Source organism: Nostoc sp. CCY 9925, from assembly GCF_963920935.1.
Taxonomy (GTDB): domain Bacteria; phylum Cyanobacteriota; class Cyanobacteriia; order Cyanobacteriales; family Nostocaceae; genus Nostoc.
The window spans coordinates 13,400-31,568 of record NZ_CAWUDO010000065.1 but is presented as its reverse complement, the minus strand read 5'-3'; the positions used below and the strand labels follow the sequence as shown (position 1 = coordinate 31,568).

General features: G+C 41.1%; 17 protein-coding genes. 7 read left to right on the top strand and 10 right to left on the bottom strand.

Going from position 1 to position 18,169, the window contains the following annotated elements:
- Positions 1-1,548 (bottom strand): FAD-binding oxidoreductase, encoded by a 1,548-nt coding sequence (locus ACM0OY_RS26765; protein WP_414571824.1) that lies wholly within the window; start codon positions 1,546-1,548, stop codon positions 1-3.
- Positions 1,549-1,636: 88 nt separating this feature from the next.
- Here ACM0OY_RS26765 and ACM0OY_RS26760 point away from each other — a divergent pair, with 88 nt between their 5' ends.
- The gene (locus ACM0OY_RS26760) at positions 1,637-1,912 is read left to right on the top strand and encodes a DUF433 domain-containing protein (protein ID WP_414571823.1); all 276 of its coding nucleotides are present in this window, start codon (positions 1,637-1,639) and stop codon (positions 1,910-1,912) included.
- A gap of 18 nt (positions 1,913-1,930) precedes the next feature.
- On the opposite strand, the gene ACM0OY_RS26755 is transcribed toward ACM0OY_RS26760, so the two are convergent.
- The 3 genes from ACM0OY_RS26755 to alaS form a co-directional block, all read right to left on the bottom strand.
- Positions 1,931-2,314, bottom strand: coding sequence for a type II toxin-antitoxin system VapC family toxin (locus ACM0OY_RS26755; protein WP_414571822.1), 384 nt, complete (start codon positions 2,312-2,314; stop codon positions 1,931-1,933).
- Complete coding sequence (locus ACM0OY_RS26750; RefSeq protein ID WP_414571821.1) at positions 2,311-2,550, bottom strand: type II toxin-antitoxin system Phd/YefM family antitoxin; 240 nt, start codon at positions 2,548-2,550, stop codon at positions 2,311-2,313. Before ACM0OY_RS26750 ends, ACM0OY_RS26755 begins: the two co-directional genes overlap by 4 nt.
- Before the next feature lie 817 nt (positions 2,551-3,367).
- Positions 3,368-6,010 carry an alanine--tRNA ligase gene (gene alaS / locus ACM0OY_RS26745; protein ID WP_414571839.1) on the bottom strand — a complete coding sequence of 881 codons (2,643 nt, stop codon included), beginning with the start codon at positions 6,008-6,010 and terminating at the stop codon, positions 3,368-3,370.
- Positions 6,011-6,373: 363 nt separating this feature from the next.
- Between alaS and ACM0OY_RS26740 the strand changes: the two genes are divergently transcribed.
- Both ACM0OY_RS26740 and ACM0OY_RS26735 read left to right on the top strand, forming a co-directional pair.
- Positions 6,374-6,574, top strand: coding sequence for a heavy-metal-associated domain-containing protein (locus ACM0OY_RS26740; protein WP_414571820.1), 201 nt, complete (start codon positions 6,374-6,376; stop codon positions 6,572-6,574).
- Positions 6,575-7,876: 1,302 nt separating this feature from the next.
- Positions 7,877-8,902, top strand: coding sequence for a diguanylate cyclase (locus ACM0OY_RS26735; protein ID WP_414571819.1), 1,026 nt, complete (start codon positions 7,877-7,879; stop codon positions 8,900-8,902).
- A 274-nt stretch (positions 8,903-9,176) separates the two neighbouring features.
- On the opposite strand, the gene ACM0OY_RS26730 is transcribed toward ACM0OY_RS26735, so the two are convergent.
- Positions 9,177-9,860, bottom strand: a complete 684-nt coding sequence (locus tag ACM0OY_RS26730) for an ATP-dependent Zn protease (RefSeq protein ID WP_414571818.1) — start codon at positions 9,858-9,860, stop codon at positions 9,177-9,179.
- Positions 9,861-10,281: 421 nt separating this feature from the next.
- On the opposite strand from ACM0OY_RS26730, the gene ACM0OY_RS26725 reads away from it, so the two are divergent.
- Complete coding sequence (locus tag ACM0OY_RS26725; RefSeq protein ID WP_414571817.1) at positions 10,282-10,497, top strand: DUF2945 domain-containing protein; 216 nt, start codon at positions 10,282-10,284, stop codon at positions 10,495-10,497.
- Positions 10,498-10,506: 9 nt separating this feature from the next.
- Positions 10,507-10,833, top strand: a complete 327-nt coding sequence (locus tag ACM0OY_RS26720; RefSeq protein WP_414571816.1) for a DUF3140 domain-containing protein — start codon at positions 10,507-10,509, stop codon at positions 10,831-10,833.
- A gap of 320 nt (positions 10,834-11,153) precedes the next feature.
- On the opposite strand, the gene ACM0OY_RS26715 is transcribed toward ACM0OY_RS26720, so the two are convergent.
- Together ACM0OY_RS26715 and ACM0OY_RS26710 are read right to left on the bottom strand one after the other, a co-directional pair.
- Positions 11,154-11,990, bottom strand: coding sequence for a CheR family methyltransferase (locus ACM0OY_RS26715; RefSeq protein ID WP_414571815.1), 837 nt, complete (start codon positions 11,988-11,990; stop codon positions 11,154-11,156).
- A complete protein-coding gene (locus tag ACM0OY_RS26710; protein WP_414571814.1) occupies positions 11,990-13,051 on the bottom strand; it encodes a protein-glutamate methylesterase/protein-glutamine glutaminase in 1,062 nt (353 codons plus the stop codon). The genes ACM0OY_RS26715 and ACM0OY_RS26710 overlap by 1 nt, the downstream gene beginning before the upstream one ends.
- A 171-nt stretch (positions 13,052-13,222) precedes the next feature.
- Here ACM0OY_RS26710 and ACM0OY_RS26705 point away from each other — a divergent pair, with 171 nt between their 5' ends.
- Positions 13,223-13,702, top strand: coding sequence for a GNAT family N-acetyltransferase (locus ACM0OY_RS26705; RefSeq protein ID WP_414571813.1), 480 nt, complete (start codon positions 13,223-13,225; stop codon positions 13,700-13,702).
- 41 nt (positions 13,703-13,743) lie between these two features.
- The gene (locus ACM0OY_RS26700; protein WP_414571812.1) at positions 13,744-13,947 is read left to right on the top strand and encodes a hypothetical protein; all 204 of its coding nucleotides are present in this window, start codon (positions 13,744-13,746) and stop codon (positions 13,945-13,947) included.
- 144 nt (positions 13,948-14,091) lie between these two features.
- On the opposite strand, the gene ACM0OY_RS26695 is transcribed toward ACM0OY_RS26700, so the two are convergent.
- From ACM0OY_RS26695 to ACM0OY_RS26685, 3 genes are read right to left on the bottom strand one after another with little or no spacing between them, the layout of a single operon-like run.
- On the bottom strand, positions 14,092-15,396 hold the full coding sequence (locus tag ACM0OY_RS26695) for a methyl-accepting chemotaxis protein (protein ID WP_414571811.1): 1,305 nt from the start codon (positions 15,394-15,396) through the stop codon (positions 14,092-14,094).
- A 17-nt stretch (positions 15,397-15,413) separates the two neighbouring features.
- On the bottom strand, positions 15,414-15,884 hold the full coding sequence (locus tag ACM0OY_RS26690; RefSeq protein ID WP_414571810.1) for a chemotaxis protein CheW: 471 nt from the start codon (positions 15,882-15,884) through the stop codon (positions 15,414-15,416).
- Positions 15,877-18,066, bottom strand: a complete 2,190-nt coding sequence (locus ACM0OY_RS26685; RefSeq protein ID WP_414571809.1) for a chemotaxis protein CheW — start codon at positions 18,064-18,066, stop codon at positions 15,877-15,879. The genes ACM0OY_RS26690 and ACM0OY_RS26685 overlap by 8 nt, the downstream gene beginning before the upstream one ends.
- Positions 18,067-18,169: the final 103 nt, after the last annotated feature.

Sequence of the window (18,169 nt, the reverse complement as noted above, 5' to 3'; positions counted from 1 at the left end):
CTAAGTTTCATCTGAGTAGTCACCACCAGAGCCGTACTTCCAAGCATCAATCAAACGATGCCAATAATATTGTTGTTCGCTTGGTTGATTCTTCATCCATGTTTCTAACATTGGACTGAACTTAAATAAGGCAGTATAAACACCTAAATTAAGGTAATGCACCATCCAATCTAACAAACTTGGTAAACCTACTTGGGGAATTATTTGAATAACTAATTCTGGATGAGAAAAATTAGTTTTTAACAGTGTTTGCGTCAGTGCCCAAAATTGTACTATATCTTGTAAAAATGGCTTCAGTACTGGCGTACCTAACTGTTGCATTTCTTCAAACACTGCTGAGAGTAGTTGGTTAATTCGATCTGGGGGAATTTTTTGATTTACACCAACACTCATCGCTTTTTGAAATAACCAAGTAGCAGTCAAACTTGGCTGATACGGTTGCAGCAGTGACAGCGCTTTTGCAGATAACTGTTCAGTTTGGAGTGCTTCATCAATGCCAAATGTTAAACGCTTCAGGTGACGCACCATCGCACCAAAACCACCAAAACTCAAGGGCGATTGGTTACCACTGCTATCTCCCACTGGTAGAATGCGATTCCAAGGAGTTTTGAGGGGACTTTGGCGATAGCTGGGAAAGAAGCCAAACAACGCCCGTTGAAATTTCAGCTGACTCAATTGGACACCCTGATATTCTGGCAGGAGACGCAGATATTCCTCAAAGAAAGTTGCCAAACTGAAGCGTTGGGGATGTGCATCCATGTAGGTAAACAAGTAAGTAGTTCTACCGTCTCTAGCTGGGAACGCTTCCCAGAAGTACTGACACTGATTTTGCAAAGATGTAAATGATAACAACAAATCCCCTGAGTTATTTTCCGGAAAACCTTGGGCGCAAGTTCCTACAACTAAGCAAAGGGCGTCTGGTTTTTTTCCTTGACGTGCTTGTTGGGTGATGGGAGAAAAATGCCCCATCGCGTCGATTAATAGCCTAGTTTTAAATTGGTTATTTACCATCACCCCATCTGGATGCACCACGGCTTCTTTAAAAGGTGTGTTTTCTAACAGCTTTCCACCAGCATTGAGAAATCGCGTTTTTAATGTAGCCAGTAGATATACTGGATCTACGCCGATATTCAAAACATCTTCTACCCAAATTTCCGTACCACCGTGAAAGCCTACTCGTGCCGGGTTATATTGAGTGGCGATCGCAGTTTCTAATTCCTCCTCTGTCAGTAAGTTCAATTCCACAAACACATCTAATTCTTTACGAGAAATATTCCACTCTTGTTCTCTCCCCCGCAGAATTCCTCGTTCCATCAACGCCACCCGCAGCCCCTTGGTAGCTAAAGCCGAACCAATTAAAATGCCCAAGGTGCCACCGCAGATAAGCACATCGGAGTCTGCAACGCCCAAAGGCTGCTGACTTTCTGTAACTAGCGTTGGTATAGGTGCAGTGTTTTCTCTGAGGGATGTTAAAATGCGATCGCTTTGACGCAACCCGCCTAAAACATCGCCTGGTAGTTGGGAAAGAATTTCTTCAGTTAAAGACATTTTGAAAACTAAACTCTATATTCCCAAGCTACCTGAGAATTGTGAATTTAAACTAAATTATATGTATGGCGTTCTAATAGACTAATACATGTCTCAAAAAATTGAAAGATATTTGATTCAAAAAACCGCAGGAGTTTGCGGAGGTAATGCACGCATCCGTGATACTCGCATTGCTGTTTGGACTTTAGTTTCTTTTCGTCAACAAGGAGCTTCTGAAGAAGAATTATTGAGAAATTATCCGGCGTTAACACTGGAAGATTTAGAAGCAGCTTGGTCTTATTATGAAGAACATCCAGAGGAAATCGACCTAGTTATAGCTGACGACTCTTCAATTGCGATCGCTCTTAGTTGTAGATTGGGTTAAGTCACAGCATCGCCTATTTTAAATGACGTTAACTGAGTAAGCGCGGATTTTTGCATCGACTGTTGTAATAGTTAAACTGTGATGCAAAGCTTGACAGATAAGCATTCTATCAAAAGGGTCATTATGCAATAATGGTAAATTTGCAAGTTGAGTAACACTGCCTTCATCAAGGTTAAGATTAGTAATTTGATGGCGATCGCGTTGTTTGGGAAGATAAATTTCAGGAGACTCTAGTAATGGGAGTTTACCTAATTTATATTTAACAATACACTCCCATATTGAGACAACACTAAGATAAATTTCGTTATCTGGATCGCGAATAATATCTCGAATATTTGTTGATAGCTGATTATCACCACTGATAAACCATAAAAATATATGGGTGTCTAAGAGAATTTTCATCCGCCCTCAAATGCATTTAGAATCTCTTCAGGCAAAGGTGCATCAAAATCATCAGGCACCGTAAATTCTCCTGCACACAAACCAAATGGGCGTTGCTGTTTGTTGGTAGTTGTAATTGGTTTTAATTCAGCAATTGGCTTATCTGCTTGGACAATGACAAAGCTTTCACCTGCCTCAACTTGATTCAGGTATTTCAAAGGATCTCGTTGGATCTCATCAACTGTGACTTTTTGCATCTGAGTATTTCAGCGTGATGGTTTGGAGATAATACATTGTCTAATTTAATTGTAGTGCGATGTCTGATAACAAGCTGCTTTGCAGGAGGTTGAGTGAAGCGATCGCACTACCCAACAATTAATTTTAGTGGAATCATGACTAGTATACATTTCAGTATAATTTCAGTGATTTTTTCAATACAAATCGTATAAAATATTGCTTGTAATTATATCAAGTAATAAACTCCGGTTTGATTAATGAAAGTATTTTAGGGTAAAAAGCTTGTTCTACAAAGAGTTGAGCCGCAACATGCTTTCAAAATTCAAATTAGATTTTTACATTTAATTGATATATACATAGAGTCAAAAATTTCCAACATTCAATAAGTATTAACTCAAGAGTCAAAATGGAATCATTTGATAGTAATTCTCAAAAAGAAGCCAGGAATTTTCTTGAAGATATCATAGAAAAACTGCAAGCTCAGCACGTTTGCAGCATCTGTTCCCGTAGGGCAACGTGAGGAAGCTATATCAAGGAGAATTACGCATATTGAGGAGTTTTTACAAACTCTGACCGTAGAAAATAAATTAGTACCCCAATTCAGGAAGTTTCATGATTACTGGTTAGTAGATAATATTGTGAGTGATTGGACTTCAGACGGAGTGTCTGCTTTATCACTTTTGACAGCCTGAATTTCAATTACCGGGTTGATTGAAGGAACAGAGGAACCCAATAATTGATTATTAATTTTGGGTTTCAAATACTAAGTTTATTTTTCGTCAGTTACCCATACAAGAAATAATTCAAAGGCAGGCATCTTGCCTGCCCTACAAGAAATTAACCCAACCCAGTAATTAACTCAGATTTCGCCTGTACCAATGCCTCTGGCAACTTACTCGCATCTCTACCGCCGGCTTGGGCTAAGTTTGGTCTACCACCGCCGCCGCCGCCGCAGATTTTAGCGATCGCTCCCACAAATTTACCAGCTTGCAGTCCTTTTTTGTTAACTTCTGGACTAAAGGCCGCAACTATACTGACTTTTCCAGCTTCGGGAACAGAACCCAGTACCACCGCACCATTACCGATTTTTTGCAATAAGCGTTCGGCTGCGGTTTTCAATGATTCTGCGTCAACGTCTTCTAATTGGGCGACGATAATTTTAAAATCGCCGACAGATTCTGCTGTTTGTAGTAAGCTGTCAGATTTAGCGATCGCCAGTTGTCCTTTCAAAGATTCTAGTTGCTTTTCGGCTGTTCGCAGTTCGGTTTGCAGACTTGTGATTCTATCCGGTAATTCTTCGGGTTTAACTTTAAAGCGATCGCTCAAATCTTTAACTACTTTATCCCGCACGTTGAGATAATCCAGTATCGCTGGACCGGAAACAGCTTCAATGCGCCGCACCCCAGAAGCAACTCCAGCTTCGGAAATTATCTTAAAGACGCCAATCTCAGCAGTATTACTGACATGTGTGCCACCGCACAGTTCCATTGATACGCTCGGAAAGTCGATTACTCGCACTTCTTCACCGTATTTTTCACCGAACATAGCAACGGCACCCCTAGCTTTGGCTTCTGCTAAAGGTAATACTTCCACCTTCGCGCTATGTGCTTCAGCAATCCAAGTGTTTACCTGTTCTTCAATTTGTTGGACTTCCTCTGCTGTCAAGGCACGGGGACAGTTGAAGTCAAAGCGCAATCTGTCAAAGGAAACCAGAGAACCAGCTTGCGAAATGCCATCATCGACAATTTTCTTCAACGCCGCTTGTAGTAGGTGCGTTGCGGTATGGTTAGCTTGGGCGCGACGCCGACAAGTCGCATCGATTTGGGCAGTTACACCATCTCCTACACGGATTGTACCGCGTTCGATGCGTCCGAAGTGAACGAAGAAATCAGATTCTTTCTTCACGTCTTCTACGCGAATCACGATGCCATCACCGGAGACATAACCGCGATCGCCAATTTGTCCCCCTGACTCTGCATAAAATGGCGTTTTGTCAAGAACAATTTGTACTTCTGTTCCCGCTTCTGCTTCCTCTTGGGAAACACCTTCTACCAAAATCGCTTCGACTTTTGCCGTCGTCGTCGGTTGGGTGTAGCCTAAGAACTGTGTGGCGTGGATGTGTTCTGCTAATTTGTCGAGGGAACCTTGGACAGTTAAATCGATGGTTTCGTGTGCTGCTTTGGCGCGTTCCACCTGCTTTTGCATTTCGGCATCAAAGCCCACTTCATCCACTGTCAAATGATTTTCTTCGGCGATTTCTTGTGTAAGTTCTAAGGGAAAACCGTAGGTGTCATATAAAGTAAAGGCACTTTCACCACTAATAGAGGTTTTGCCTTGCTGTTTTAGTTCTTGGATAATTTCTTCTAGGAGTTTTTCTCCTCTATCCAGAGTTCTCAAGAAATTAGATTCTTCGCGTTGCAACTCAGCTTTAATTGCTGCTTCCCGTTGCCGCACATTGGGGTAAGCTGATTCTGAAAGAGCGATCGCAGTTTCCGCAATTTGGGTAGTAAATTCACCAGAAATCCCAATTAATCGCCCATGACGCACCACACGCCGAATTAACCGCCGCAATACATAACCCCGACCGACATTGGAGGCGCGGATTTCATCGGCAATCATGTGGATTACAGAACGAATGTGATCGCCAATAACTTTTAGGGAAACTTTGGTTTTCTCATCACTGCTGTGGTAATCAATGCCAGCAATTTGGGCTGCTGTTTGGATAATTGGGAAAATCAGGTCAGTTTCGTAGTTATTCGGCACTTCTTGGAGAATTTGCGCTATTCGTTCCAAACCCATGCCGGTATCGATGTTCTTGTTTTGCAGTGGCGTTAAATTGCCAGTAGCATCACGGTTATATTGCATGAAGACGAGATTATAGAACTCGATAAACCGCGTATCGTCTTCTAAATCTATATTTTCGTCGCCGCGTTCTGGGTGGAAGTCGTAATAAATCTCGGAACAAGGGCCACAAGGGCCTGTGGGGCCAGATGCCCAAAAGTTATCGTCTTCGCCCAAGCGCTTAACTCTCGCTTCTGGCACACCGATTTGATCCCGCCAGATAGCGAAAGCTTCATCATCATCCCTAAAAACGCTGACGACGAGATTTTTTGGAGATAAGCCAAAGACTTGTGTACTAATTTCCCAACCCCAAGCGATCGCTTGTTCTTTAAAATAATCACCAAAGCTGAAATTACCTAACATTTCAAAGAACGTCTGATGGCGTTTGGTGCGTCCGACGTTTTCAATGTCGTTGGTGCGGATACACTTTTGGGAAGTCGTAGCCCGTTTAAATTCTGGTGTGCGCTGTCCCAGGAATATCGGCTTAAATGGTAGCATCCCCGCGATCGTCAGCAGCACGGTTGGGTCTTCTGGCACGAGGGAGGCACTTGGCAGAATTTGGTGACCCCGTTGGGCATAGAAGTCAAGAAATGTTTTGCGAATTTCGTTACCGCTTAGGTGTTGGGGATTTGAGGACATGGGAGTTTTTAACTTTCTTTGAACTTTTGACTTATGCTTACCTGCACTAGTACAGCATGGCGGAAATAGAGCAACCATACTCTACTCTAAGCCGTTAAGTGGCTATAAAATCCATCATAAGCCTGCCCTATAAGCTTTTTGACTTTTGCCTTTTTCTACTAAGTGTATTTCCATAAGCAGCTTTATATATTTTTGCATTTTCTTCTATATTGCTGCCAGCCATCTGTGTGAGCTAGGAAGATTAATGCAGCGATTGTGATGGTTTTAGGCTATTACCTGACTCTGGTAGGATGTGCGATCGCTAGGCACTGGTTTATCCTAATCCTTAAGAAATAATTGAGAAAATCCATATTGAGGTAAAAAATGGCACTAAAACTGAAAGTATCAAATATTGCTTGTGAAGGATGTGCAGAAACAATTACTGAATCAATCCATGTTATGGAACCTGATGCCAAGGTGGATGTCGATATTAACGCTAAAACCGTTACCGTGGAATCCGCAGCATCTGAAGAATCAATCAAGCAGGTAATTGTTGCTGCTGGTTATACCGTTGAAGGTTACTAAATCCGATTTTCGTTTGTTACAAAAGTTGACATTTTAATATTTTAGGCTACGCTAACAAAATCTTTTTCTTTAATTTCCGTTCCTTTCGGGAGCGGAGTTCAACTAATTTCCCCACATTAGGGGTAGATTTTGACATCCGTTTTTTTATTTAGTCTTTTTGTACATCAATAGTATTTGTTGCAAATAAAAAATGTGAATCTAAGTATACAAACACGAAAAACCTAAGTAGGAAAAATTTTTTTGCTGCTAACACAACTTAAATAGTGAATTTATTGCCTTAAGAGTCCGCTCTGTAATTTGAGGTTACATCAGTTGCTGCAAAAGTTCCTCCTAGACGAGGTAGTTTTGCAGTATATGATTCACCTTTTTCCTAATCTGCGATGGAAGGTTTGTACCACTGTGAAGTCAAAAGTCAAAAGTATTATGCAATAGGCTTTTTAGGCATTTTAAATGGTTGCTCTATTTAGACCGTGGCCTACTAGTAGAGGTCGGCGGAAATAAACAGACCATTCTAAATCAACGAAACGCTTACGCTGCATTAATTTTGAATTTTGAATTTACGGCGCTATTAGTCTCTAAGAGAAAAGGCTCAGATGGTAGAAAAATAAATAGGTCAAATCAAACAGACCTAACCTCCGAACCCGCTTACTGAAGCTTTCAGTGCGAGTCAAAGCCTGTTGTGTTTAAGGAGCGAGGTTTAAACAGAGGTATGACATTTTATTTACTTGAGTTTGTTAATATTTTTCATATTTATCAGACTTCGGTTTTTACGGTTAAATTAAAAAATTTATAAAAATTTCATTTTTTAATTTGTCAGCAATTTTGCTGGCAAATCTAATGATGATTAAAAATTATTTATTCTCGTAATTACCTCAGTAAATAACGTCTAAGAAACTACAGCAATGCTTTATATACGGTTCTAAAATATTCAGTATTTTTACTGTTTTAAAAATATTCTGTAAGGAAGACATTAGTGATTATAAAAGTAAGTTTCAGCAATCGTACTAATAAATTAGAAAGTCTTAAGAGGAGATTAAAATTGAGAGTTATTTTTAAATTTAGCGTTAAAAAATTATATAGCAACAAACATAAATGAACCGAAAGCATTATTAAAAAGTAAAAAACTCAAATCAAAAACAAAACTCCCTGAAATAAAGTTATGGTCTGGGAAGCGTTGTTACTTATTATTTACTTTAGTTTTTGAATTTTTACTTTTGCCCGATTCGGTAAATTTATTATTAGACAACACGAACAAAAAGTTTTACTTTAATCTCCTGAAAGTTTAAATCCTGTACAAAAGCAATGAATATTTCCATTTTGGTTTTTGGAAATAATAACTTTCGCAACACGCTTCCAGATCAGATACGCTATGCGATCGCTTTTAATGTAGAAGTTATGGACAATTTAAATCAGGCGGTGTCCCACATTCAAACGACACCCCCTGATATCATACTTGTGCAGGCTAGTCTAGATGGCAGTATGGAATTGTGCAGTTGGTTGAAAGACCAGACAAAGCTATCGTGGATCTACTGTATTCTGTTTGAAGATCGTCTCCAACAGTTAACTGATAGAAAAAAATATGGTTGGCACAGGGAATTAGAAATGACTGCTGCAATGTTAAAGCAAGGAGCTGATGCTTATATTTGGCATCTGATTGATGAAACAACAGAGCATAACTTGGCAGAACTGACCGCCAATCATGGGCTAATACTTGCTCAATTAACTGTTGGGTTGCGGAAAGTGCAAAAATACCGAGATTTGATTCGGACTAATGATTTATTATCAGCGATCGCCTTAGCCGACTCATTAACAGAATTAAATAATCGCCGTGCTTTAGAATGGGATTTACCCAGGCAAATTAAAAAAGCTAGAACTCAGAAAACTTCCCTAAGTTTAATTATTTTGGATGTAGATCATTTTAAAAAAGTTAACGATACTTACGGGCATTTAGTTGGCGATCGCCTTTTGCAGCTATTGTGTCAGCGTCTACGAAACAATCTGCGTTTTCAAGATACTGCATTTCGCTATGGCGGTGAAGAATTTGTGATTCTTCTGGCTAACACTACCGGTGACGAAGCACTAATTGTAGCCCGTCGCCTCAATCGTGTAGTCAGCGAGGAACCATTTGCACTCAGCAATAAACAGACAATTAATATCACCATCAGTTTGGGTACAGCCTCTCTAGAAGCTGACGATGACGAACAAGGAGAAAGTCTGCTCAATCGTGCCGATCAATGCTTACTACAGGCTAAAACTAGTGGGCGTAATCGGGTTATTGACTCTAAGTATTTATCTCGCATTCCACATTTAAAAGCTGTTTCTTCCTAAAAATGCGAATGGGGCATTGGGAGTGCTGAGCAAAGCCGGAGACGCAGGAGTACAGACGCGATTAACCCAAGTCTTTCCAAGAGTTAACGTGAGTTCGACAGATTCCGAATAACCCCTCTCCAAACCTCTAAGAGAAGCGGAGAGAGGCTTAAAAACCCTAATTTTTCGTGCCCAACTCAGGATATTAAAGCCTCTCTCCGAGACGGCGAGGGGTTGGGGAGAGGTTCATTGAACTCATGTAGAGTTAGGAATTCTCTCCTTTGCCCCTGTGCCCCTACTCCCCACTCCCCACTACCAACTTTTCCCGACAATCTTCTACCGAACTGCGTTCTCGCATAGCATTAACTAAAACTTCATAGCTAGACCAATTTTCTTCCAGTAGGGTTTTTGCTTGCAGCGCATGAAACCGCATTTTTTGTTGATAAACTGATTCAGAAAAACCTAAAATTGTCAAGACTTTTATTAACTTATTTTTATCATCAGCTCCACCCTCGGCATTATTAAAAACTAGGGTTTCCGCAGCAATACCCGCCATCCAAACAGTGCAGTAGCGGTCTAGCATCTGGGCACTGATTTTACCTACTTCTAATTGAGATGCTAATTCACTATCATCAAAGGTAACGCCGCCTTGTCCAGCTTGCCCTTGCTTCCAGGCTTCCCAAGCACTGAGGGTATAGCCGATAACAGGAATACCCAACAGCTGAGCAACTAAGAAATGTCCTGCTTCGTGGTGGATAATGCGATCGCGGTGTTCGCTCTTAAAACCAGCAATCCAATCTAAAAAGATAGTACCGCCCTTACCCTGTAAACTAAAACTGTCAAAAGTCGCTATTCCCAAAATAGCGAAGGTAGCAAGCGCCGGTACTGCTGGCGATAAGTTGAAGAATGGCCCCAGCAGTACCGATAGCGTCATGAGAAAGATAGATATTGCAACTAAATTTAGGCTAGTCTGGCTCATTGAAAGTTTTCTGAGAATCTGCTTAATCTGTCTTCATTATCACTATAAGTGAAGAATTTTTACAAAAAATAGATACTTTGCATAAAAACAATCAACAAACCTGATTTCTTATTAGCAGTTTAAAACTATTTATCAAATTCAATAACAAGCTTGCTGAGTTAATTAACTATGTTTTAGCTAGTTAGTTTACTTATTATTTTGCTTACTTTCAACTGTAAGAGACAATTAACCTTTATATATTGCCTATTGCCTCACTCTATAAGTAAATTTAAAAGTCAAATAGGAGTGGTATATTTGTTTGGTAGCCAAAAGATATAGCTTAATCACAGATGTTTTATCTATCAGTAGAATGATGGCTGCTTTTGAAATTGCAGACACAATGTGACGTGAGTAAGTATAAAATATCAAAGAAAAGATGATTATGGCTGAAAAATTTAAAAAGGGCGATCGCGTTGAATGGAAAACTTCACAAGGTGAGACAACTGGTGAAGTGGTAAAGAAAGTTACCTCACCTACAGATATTAAAAAACACCATGTTGCAGCTAGTGAAGATAACCCCCAGTATATAGTCGAAAGCGATAAGACAGGAAAAGAGGCTGCTCACAAACCTGATGCTCTTGAGAAGCTAGAGGAGTAATTCTTAGCCATGAGTAAAGATACTAAATCAGTGATTGATGAATTTCGTCAAGCTGTCAATATGACACCCAAGGAACTAGAGGCTTGGCTAGATACAGATGAGTCACAAAGTGTCGGACAAAAGGATGGCGATGACGAGTCAATTGGTCATAAATCGGGGCGGCGGATTATCGAATTGTTAGAAAAAAAAGATGACTATACCGACGATGAACTTTCGCACATGAAGAAAGTTATTAGTTACATCCACCGTCATAGCGCACAGCAACCTTCGGGCGATTTGAAACACACACGCTGGTATTACTCTCTAAAGAATTGGGGACACGACCCGCTCAAGTGAAGTATCTCTATCATGTCCTATATATAGCGATTCTCCTTTAAATGCAATACCTGTAGGGGCGCACAGCTGTCATTGGTGTCAAGTTAAGGTAGAAGCTAGTCCTGGTGGCTTTTACAGACTTTTTTTGTCTGTATTGTGTCAAAGATGGAGTGATAACGAACCGCAAAGGACGCTAAGGACACAAAGGAAGAAAAGAAAGAAATGATAGAAGTTAATCAGAGCAAGGGTTTCACGTTAATTTGACACGTAAGCACAGCTGTGCGCCCCTACGAACCGCCGTATTTTACCCAATTGAGAAGCGCTATAAAAGATTTATTGATTTAAGGATTGTGCAATTGATAGCATATATGCTTGTCAAATGTAACGAGCTTGAATGATTCATCTAGGTTGATTGTGGTTTCACCACTACCAAGAAACAAGTACCCATCTGGTCTTAATTGCTGTTTTACCTTTTTTAGTAAGGCTTTCTTGGTGACAATATCAAAGTAAATTAAAACATTGCGTAAAAAGATAACATCAAATTTTGGTAAATATGGCCAAGTTTCCACAAGATTGAATTGACGAAAATCAATCATCTGACGGATTTCTTGATTGATTTGCCAGTTATTATCTAGCCTTTTAAAGTATTTATCACGAATATTTTTAGGTAGCCCACGATTAATTTCCAGTTGGTTATAATTGCCTTGGCGGGCACGGGCTAAAACTTTCGTAGAAAAATCGCTAGCAATTAGCCTTAAAGACCAATTGACAAGCACAGGAAAATGTTCCTGAATTAATATGGCAATGCTATAAGGTTCTTGTCCATTAGAGCAAGCAGCACACCAAATGTTGAGCGATCGCTCAATTTTTCGCTGTTTAACTAACTCTGGTAGCACGTATTGTTTAAGTGCTTCAAAAGGGTATCCATCGCGAAAAAATGAAGTTTCGGTGGTGACCAAAGCCTCGATTGTTTGGACGTGAAGATTATTAAACGGCTGATTTCGTAAGTAAGTAATTAAATCAGCGATCGAACTGAATCCTGCTGATTCAACAATTGGCTGTAAATGTAACTCTGCCAGATAGGTTTTATCGGCAGATAAGACAATCCCTGAATGCTTGTGAACTAATTGACGAAGATACTCAAAATCAGCGCTGCTGACATCCATAGTCTGTTTCATTACAGACCTGAAATAGAAACTTGATTGTAACCAATTCTGTGCATAATTTCATTGGCAATTTGGTTAAGCGGCAAAATTTGATTGGCAAGTCCGGCATTAATGACAAAACTAGGCATTCCCCACACCACGCTAGTAGCTTTGTCTTGTGCAAGCACCTGTCCACCCGCCTCGCGTATGCACTGACAGCCTTGTAATCCATCTTGCCCCATACCCGTGAGGATAACTGCGATTGTGCCTGCACCATAAACCTCTGCAACCGAACGGAAGAGAACATTCACTGAAGGACGACAGGAATTTTCCGGGGATGCTTGATGAGTAGCAAGGCGAACCACAGTTTTGTCGCGTTCCACAACTAGATGAAAATCTCCTGGTGCAATCCAAGCATGTCCAGGTTCTAGTATCTGTCCGGAAACCGCTTCATCCACTGGAATTTTACACTTGGCAGATAATTGCTTTGCTAGTAGTTTCGTAAACATTGGCGGCATGTGTTGGACAATTAAAATTGGCACTGATAAATCATCTGGAAGTTCTCCTAACACTACAGTCAATGCATTAGGGCCTCCAGTAGAAACACCAATTGCTACAACTTCCACTGGCTGTATATTGCTTTTAACCGGAAAAACAACAGGTTCGACAATGGCGCTTGGTGTAAAAAATCCACCAAAGAGCTTAATTTTAGGAATTAAATCTTCTTGAATATATTTATTTGTTGCTTCTACACTTCCTAAGTTACTGGGTTTTGTTGCATAATCTGAAGCACCTAAAGAAAGAGCTTCAATAGTAGCGATCGCTCCAGTGTGCGTAGAAGTGCTGAACATAATCACTGGCAAGTGTGGATAGATCTCTCGAATAGCAGACAGAGTTTGTAAACCATCCATCTCCGGCATTTCGATATCTAGGATGACGACATCGGGATTAACATGGGGTATCTTAGCCAAAGCAATGCGACCGTTAGCCGCAACTCCCACCACTTCTAGTTCCGGATCGCCAGACAAAATCTTACTGACTCGACTCCTAACAACTACTGCATCATCAACAATTAGTACGCGGATTTTTGGCATTGGGGATTGGGGGCTGGGGGCAGGGGGCAGGGAAGGCAGGTGAGTGAAGTTCTGAGGTTCACTCACGAGTATCAAAGACTCGTTCACGAATATCAAAGACTCATTAAACCTGCCTTGCAAAATTATTTTATGGTATGATAATAGACTTTAACTTGAACTTGCTCTACTGAAATGCGAATTGAACCATACGACCCCAGTCAACTTGATGCCGTCAAGAGTCTTTCGCTTCGGGCATGGGCTTCAGTCTTTGATTCGATTGAGAAAGTGATGGACTCTGACGTGTACCGCTCATTCTATCCCGACGGTTGGCGTGTAAGCCAGCTTCGTGCTGTTGAGCAAGTCTGTACGGCAGAGGGCACAAAGGTTTGGGTTGCGCTCGACTCTGGTTTGACTGTGGGCTTTGTAGCCGTGAAACTCGACTTAGAGAGTAGCTTGGGAGAAATCTACATGATAGCTGTCGATCCAGACTATCAACGTCGAGGTATTGGCACTGCTCTGATAGAATTCGCTCTTGATTGGATGAAAGTTGCTGGTATGTCTGTTGCTATGGTCGAAACCGGAGGCGATCCTGGCCATACCCCAGCACGTTGTACGTATGAAAAGCTGGGTTTGAGGCTGTTCCCGGTCGCCAGGTACTTCAAAAAGTTGTAGGCGTCCAAGGTTTAAACACTCAGCAGCTTAGACAAAAAGATGTGCAGATTAAAAAACTGGCGTTGCTCCCTTTGCGGGATGAATTGAGATTTTTCACCAAGGCTAAAGGTAGATTCTTTGCAATACTTGTCGGGTTTTGGGGAAAAGGGGAAGGGGAAAGGGGGAAAGAAAAAACCTTTAACCTTTACCCGGTTGGTGAGCTTGTCGAACCATTAACCTTTTCCCCAAATCCAATGCCGAGTTAAAAATGCACAAAGCGAGCAGTATTGAGATTCTTTGCGTCTTTGCGCGGCAGTCGCTCATGGGGGAAACCCCCTACGTACCCGTCGCTGCCTTGCCTTTGCGTGAGGCAAAAATCATCCCATCAATCAGCAACGCCAACAAACTAACTAATATTTAAACTGGTTGACGACTTTGTGCAAATCTACTGCCATGCGGGATAATTCTGTGGCTGCCTCTAATGTATTACTCGTTCCAGTGGTCGTAGTTTGAGTATTGAGTGCCACAATTCTAATATTTTTGGCAATATCTGATGTTCCTTTGGCTGCTTCGGCGATATTTCGACTAATTTCATTTGTAGTTGCTGTTTGCTCTTCAATGGCACTGGCGATGGTGTTTTGTAAGTCGTTAATTTGATTGATAATGCCAGTAATCTGAGTGATGGCTGCAACGGCATCGTTTGTATCTGTTTGAATCGCTTCAATTCGCTGGCTAATATCTTCGGTGGCATTAGCTGTTTGTTTGGCTAATTCTTTGACCTCGTTTGCTACTACTGCAAATCCTCTACCTGCATCACCGGCTCTTGCGGCTTCAATAGTAGCGTTGAGTGCTAGCAAGTTTGTTTGACCGGCGATCGCGGTAATTACTTTGATGACTTTGCCAATTTGAATACTGCTTTGAGCGAGTTTGTTAATTGTCTGGTTGGTGTGTTCGGCTGTTTTAACTGCCTCAATGGTAACTTTTGAACCTTCGGTAACAGTCTTGGCAATTTCTCGAATGCTGGCATTCATTTCTTCCACCGCGATCGCAACTGTATTGGTATTCTGACTTACCTGTTCGGCAGAGGCGGAGGCCAAAGTGGCCTGTTCGGCGGTTTGTTCGGCGTTCTGAGTCATTTCTTGGCTGACTGCGGTTAGTTCTTCTGAGGAAGAGGCCACTGCTGTAGCTACTTCTGTCATCTGTTTAATGGATGACTTCAGGCTGGTAATCATCTGATTTGCATTATTGGTGAGCTGCTTAAACTCTCCTGCATTGCTAGCCTCGATTCCCTGGGACAAATTTCCTTGGGCGACGGCAAGTGTTACCTGATTAATTTCTGTTATTTGCTCTTTTAAATTCACAGACATCTGATTCAAGTTGTCAAGCAATTCTTTCCAACTTCCGGTTGCTGCTTTCACAACTGCTTGAGAACCGAGTTTGCCTTGGACGCCAATCTCTGATGCCATGCGAGTAACTTCGCTAGCAAAGTTTTGATTGAAACTCACTAATTCATTAAAAACAGAGGCAATTTCACTCAGTTCATTATTTTCAACTGGTAAACGAACGCTAAAATCACCATTTTTTGCTGCTTGCAATCCTACTAGTAAAGCTTGTAATTGGACTTTTGTAATACCGTTATCGGTCACTTGCAGCTCTGCATTTTCCACCGAGGGAGATTTAGAGTTGTCTGTTTTTCTAGCACGATTTGTAGTCATTTTGAAATGCTCCTCAATTACTCGATAACCTGACTTTTAAAATTAACATTTAGAATTTTTTCAGTATCTAAAACTAGCAGAAACCCGTCTGAGAGCGGGTAAGCTCCTGCTAGCATCTGCCGCATTTTACCTTTTAACGTTGCCGGTGGGGGTTGAAAGGTATTTTGGGGTAACTCTAAAACATCTCCTACATCATCCACCAGTAGACTAACTATTTCATCATCAGAACATACAATGATATTAAATCCCTGGGCTACATCTACAAGTTTTGTTGTTAATTGTGTCTCTGACTGGCTAATTTCTAATCGACGCTGCAAATCGATAACAGTAATAATTTGTCCGCGTAAATTAATTAACCCACAGATATCTGGTGCTGCCAAAGGTACGGGAGTGATTGCTTGGGGGCGAATCACTTCTTGAACGTCCTGCACGTCAATGCCAAAGTAAACTCCTTTAAGAAAAAAGGTGCAAATTTTTTCTTCAGTCATGAGTAGCTAATTGCAACAAATGAGGATTAGCGATGTGAATTACAGTCTCAATGTCAAGAATTTCGGTGATTTGCCCTTGAATGACAGCACATAAAAGTACACCAGGTCTACTAGGAACGCCTTTTATGATTAGTGGTTCTTCTACAATGTCGAGAATACGGTCAACTACTAGCCCAACACTAACTTCTGAATTCCCAGAGACGATAACTATCTGGAGGGTTTCGGCTAAAGTCTGATGCTCACAGAGATGGCGATCGCTATGCAAAAATATTTGATGAAGGTCGATTATTGGCAGAATTTGACCGTAAGACTGTAAGACATCCTGATTACCCACTTTCTCGATCGCAGAAGCTAAAAACTCTTCGATTCGCAGGGCGTTCGCTAGAGGAATGCCCATACGTGCGCCTTGGGGCCCCTCAAATAGTAAAATACTTTGGCGATCGCTGTGTTGCTCTTGGCTATTTCCAGCGTTTTCGCCAAATAATTGCTTGTTGGCAATTACACCAGAGTAGTTTGCCAAACCAACAACATCAATAATTAATGCCACTGAACCATCCCCCAAAATTGTGGCTCCGGAAAATACTGATAGCGCTTTTAACTGTTTTCCTAAAGGTTTGACCACAATATCCTGGATGTCTTCGATTGTGTCTACGACCAATCCAAATTGATAGTTATCAACTTGAATAATTACAATACTCAAGGTTTGGGAGTTGGTCGCACTATTGGGCAACTGCAATACTTGATTGAGATCGACCAATGGCACAAGATGACCCCGCAAGGGATACACAGGCACATCGTAAAACATCTCAATTTTATTGAGTGCTTGTGTTTCTAGGCGTACTAGCTCTTGTAAACTCTCTTGGCCAATAGCATAGCGATTGCCGCCACTTCTCACAACCAATGCGGGAATAATTGCCAATGTCAAGGGAATCTTGATTTTAAATGTTGTTCCTTGTCCCTGCTGGCTATGAATTTCGATGGTTCCATTAATTTTTTCAATATTGCTCTTGACAATATCCATTCCCATCCCTCGCCCGGAAAGGTTAGTCACCTGTTGAGCAGTGGAGAAGCTGGGTAAGAAAATTAAGTTTATCGCTTCTAATTCGCTCATGGAGTTAGCCTGCACAGCACTGACTAAACCGAGTTGCTTGGCTCGCTCTTTGAGTTGCTTGGGATTGAGACCACGACCATCATCGCCGATTTCAATGTTTACTTTGCCGTTTTCGTGAAAGCCTCTGAGAAATAGCCGTCCGCAAGCTGGCTTTCCACAAGCAATGCGCTCATCTGGTAACTCAATCCCATGATCGATGCAGTTGCGTACTAAGTGAGTTAATGGGTCTTTAATTGTTTCAATAATATTTTTGTCTAGTTCAGTATCTCCCCCCTCCATTTCCAGCTGAACTTGTTTACCGCTAGCGATGGCTAAATCGCGTGTGAAGCGAAGGAACTTTTGCCAAATAATACTAATTGCTTGCAGCCGAGTTTTCATCACCCCTTCCTGCAATTGCGCCGTCAGTACGCTCAGTTGCTGGCAGGTAGCAGTAAAACTAGTATCCTGAAACTGGTTACTAAATTTAAGGATTTGGTTACGGGTTAAAGCGAGTTCGCCTACCAGGTTCATAACCCGATCTAATAAATTAACATTGACTCGAATATGAGAAGATTCTGATGCTGTGATGGTTGAGAGTTCAGCTTCATCATTGAGATCGACAGACTCAGCATTTGCTGTATATGTTTGTGGTAACACTTGCGTATTAACAGGCCATGGAGAAACTTCTGGTGTTTGTTGAATTCCCTGCAATTGCGTTAGAGTTGCGATTAGCGGTGAATAATCGCGATCGCCTTCATGTTTGGTAGTTTCAATTTCAGAAAGGATTTGGCGAATAGTGTCAACTGTTTGTAGTAAAGTACTAATAATATCAGGGGTTATTGCTAATCGGCGATCGCGCAGACAGGAAAGCAAATTTTCCCCAGCGTGGGCCAGCGACTCTAAATGACGAAACGGTAAAAAGCCACAGTTTCCTTTGAGGGTGTGGAGCGATCGATAAATCCGAACTAATGCTTCTCCATTGACAGATGCTTTTTCTAACTCAATAATATCTCGTTCAATTTGATTTAGATTTTCATAGCTCTCAACGAGAAACGCTTCTATATCATCATCGTCAATTTCATTTAACTCCATTGCATTAATAAACTCAAAATCTATATATCTTATGTTAATACTAATCTTATGTAAATTTTTTAAAATATACTTTTATCGAAAGATGTTAATTTGATAATTTAAT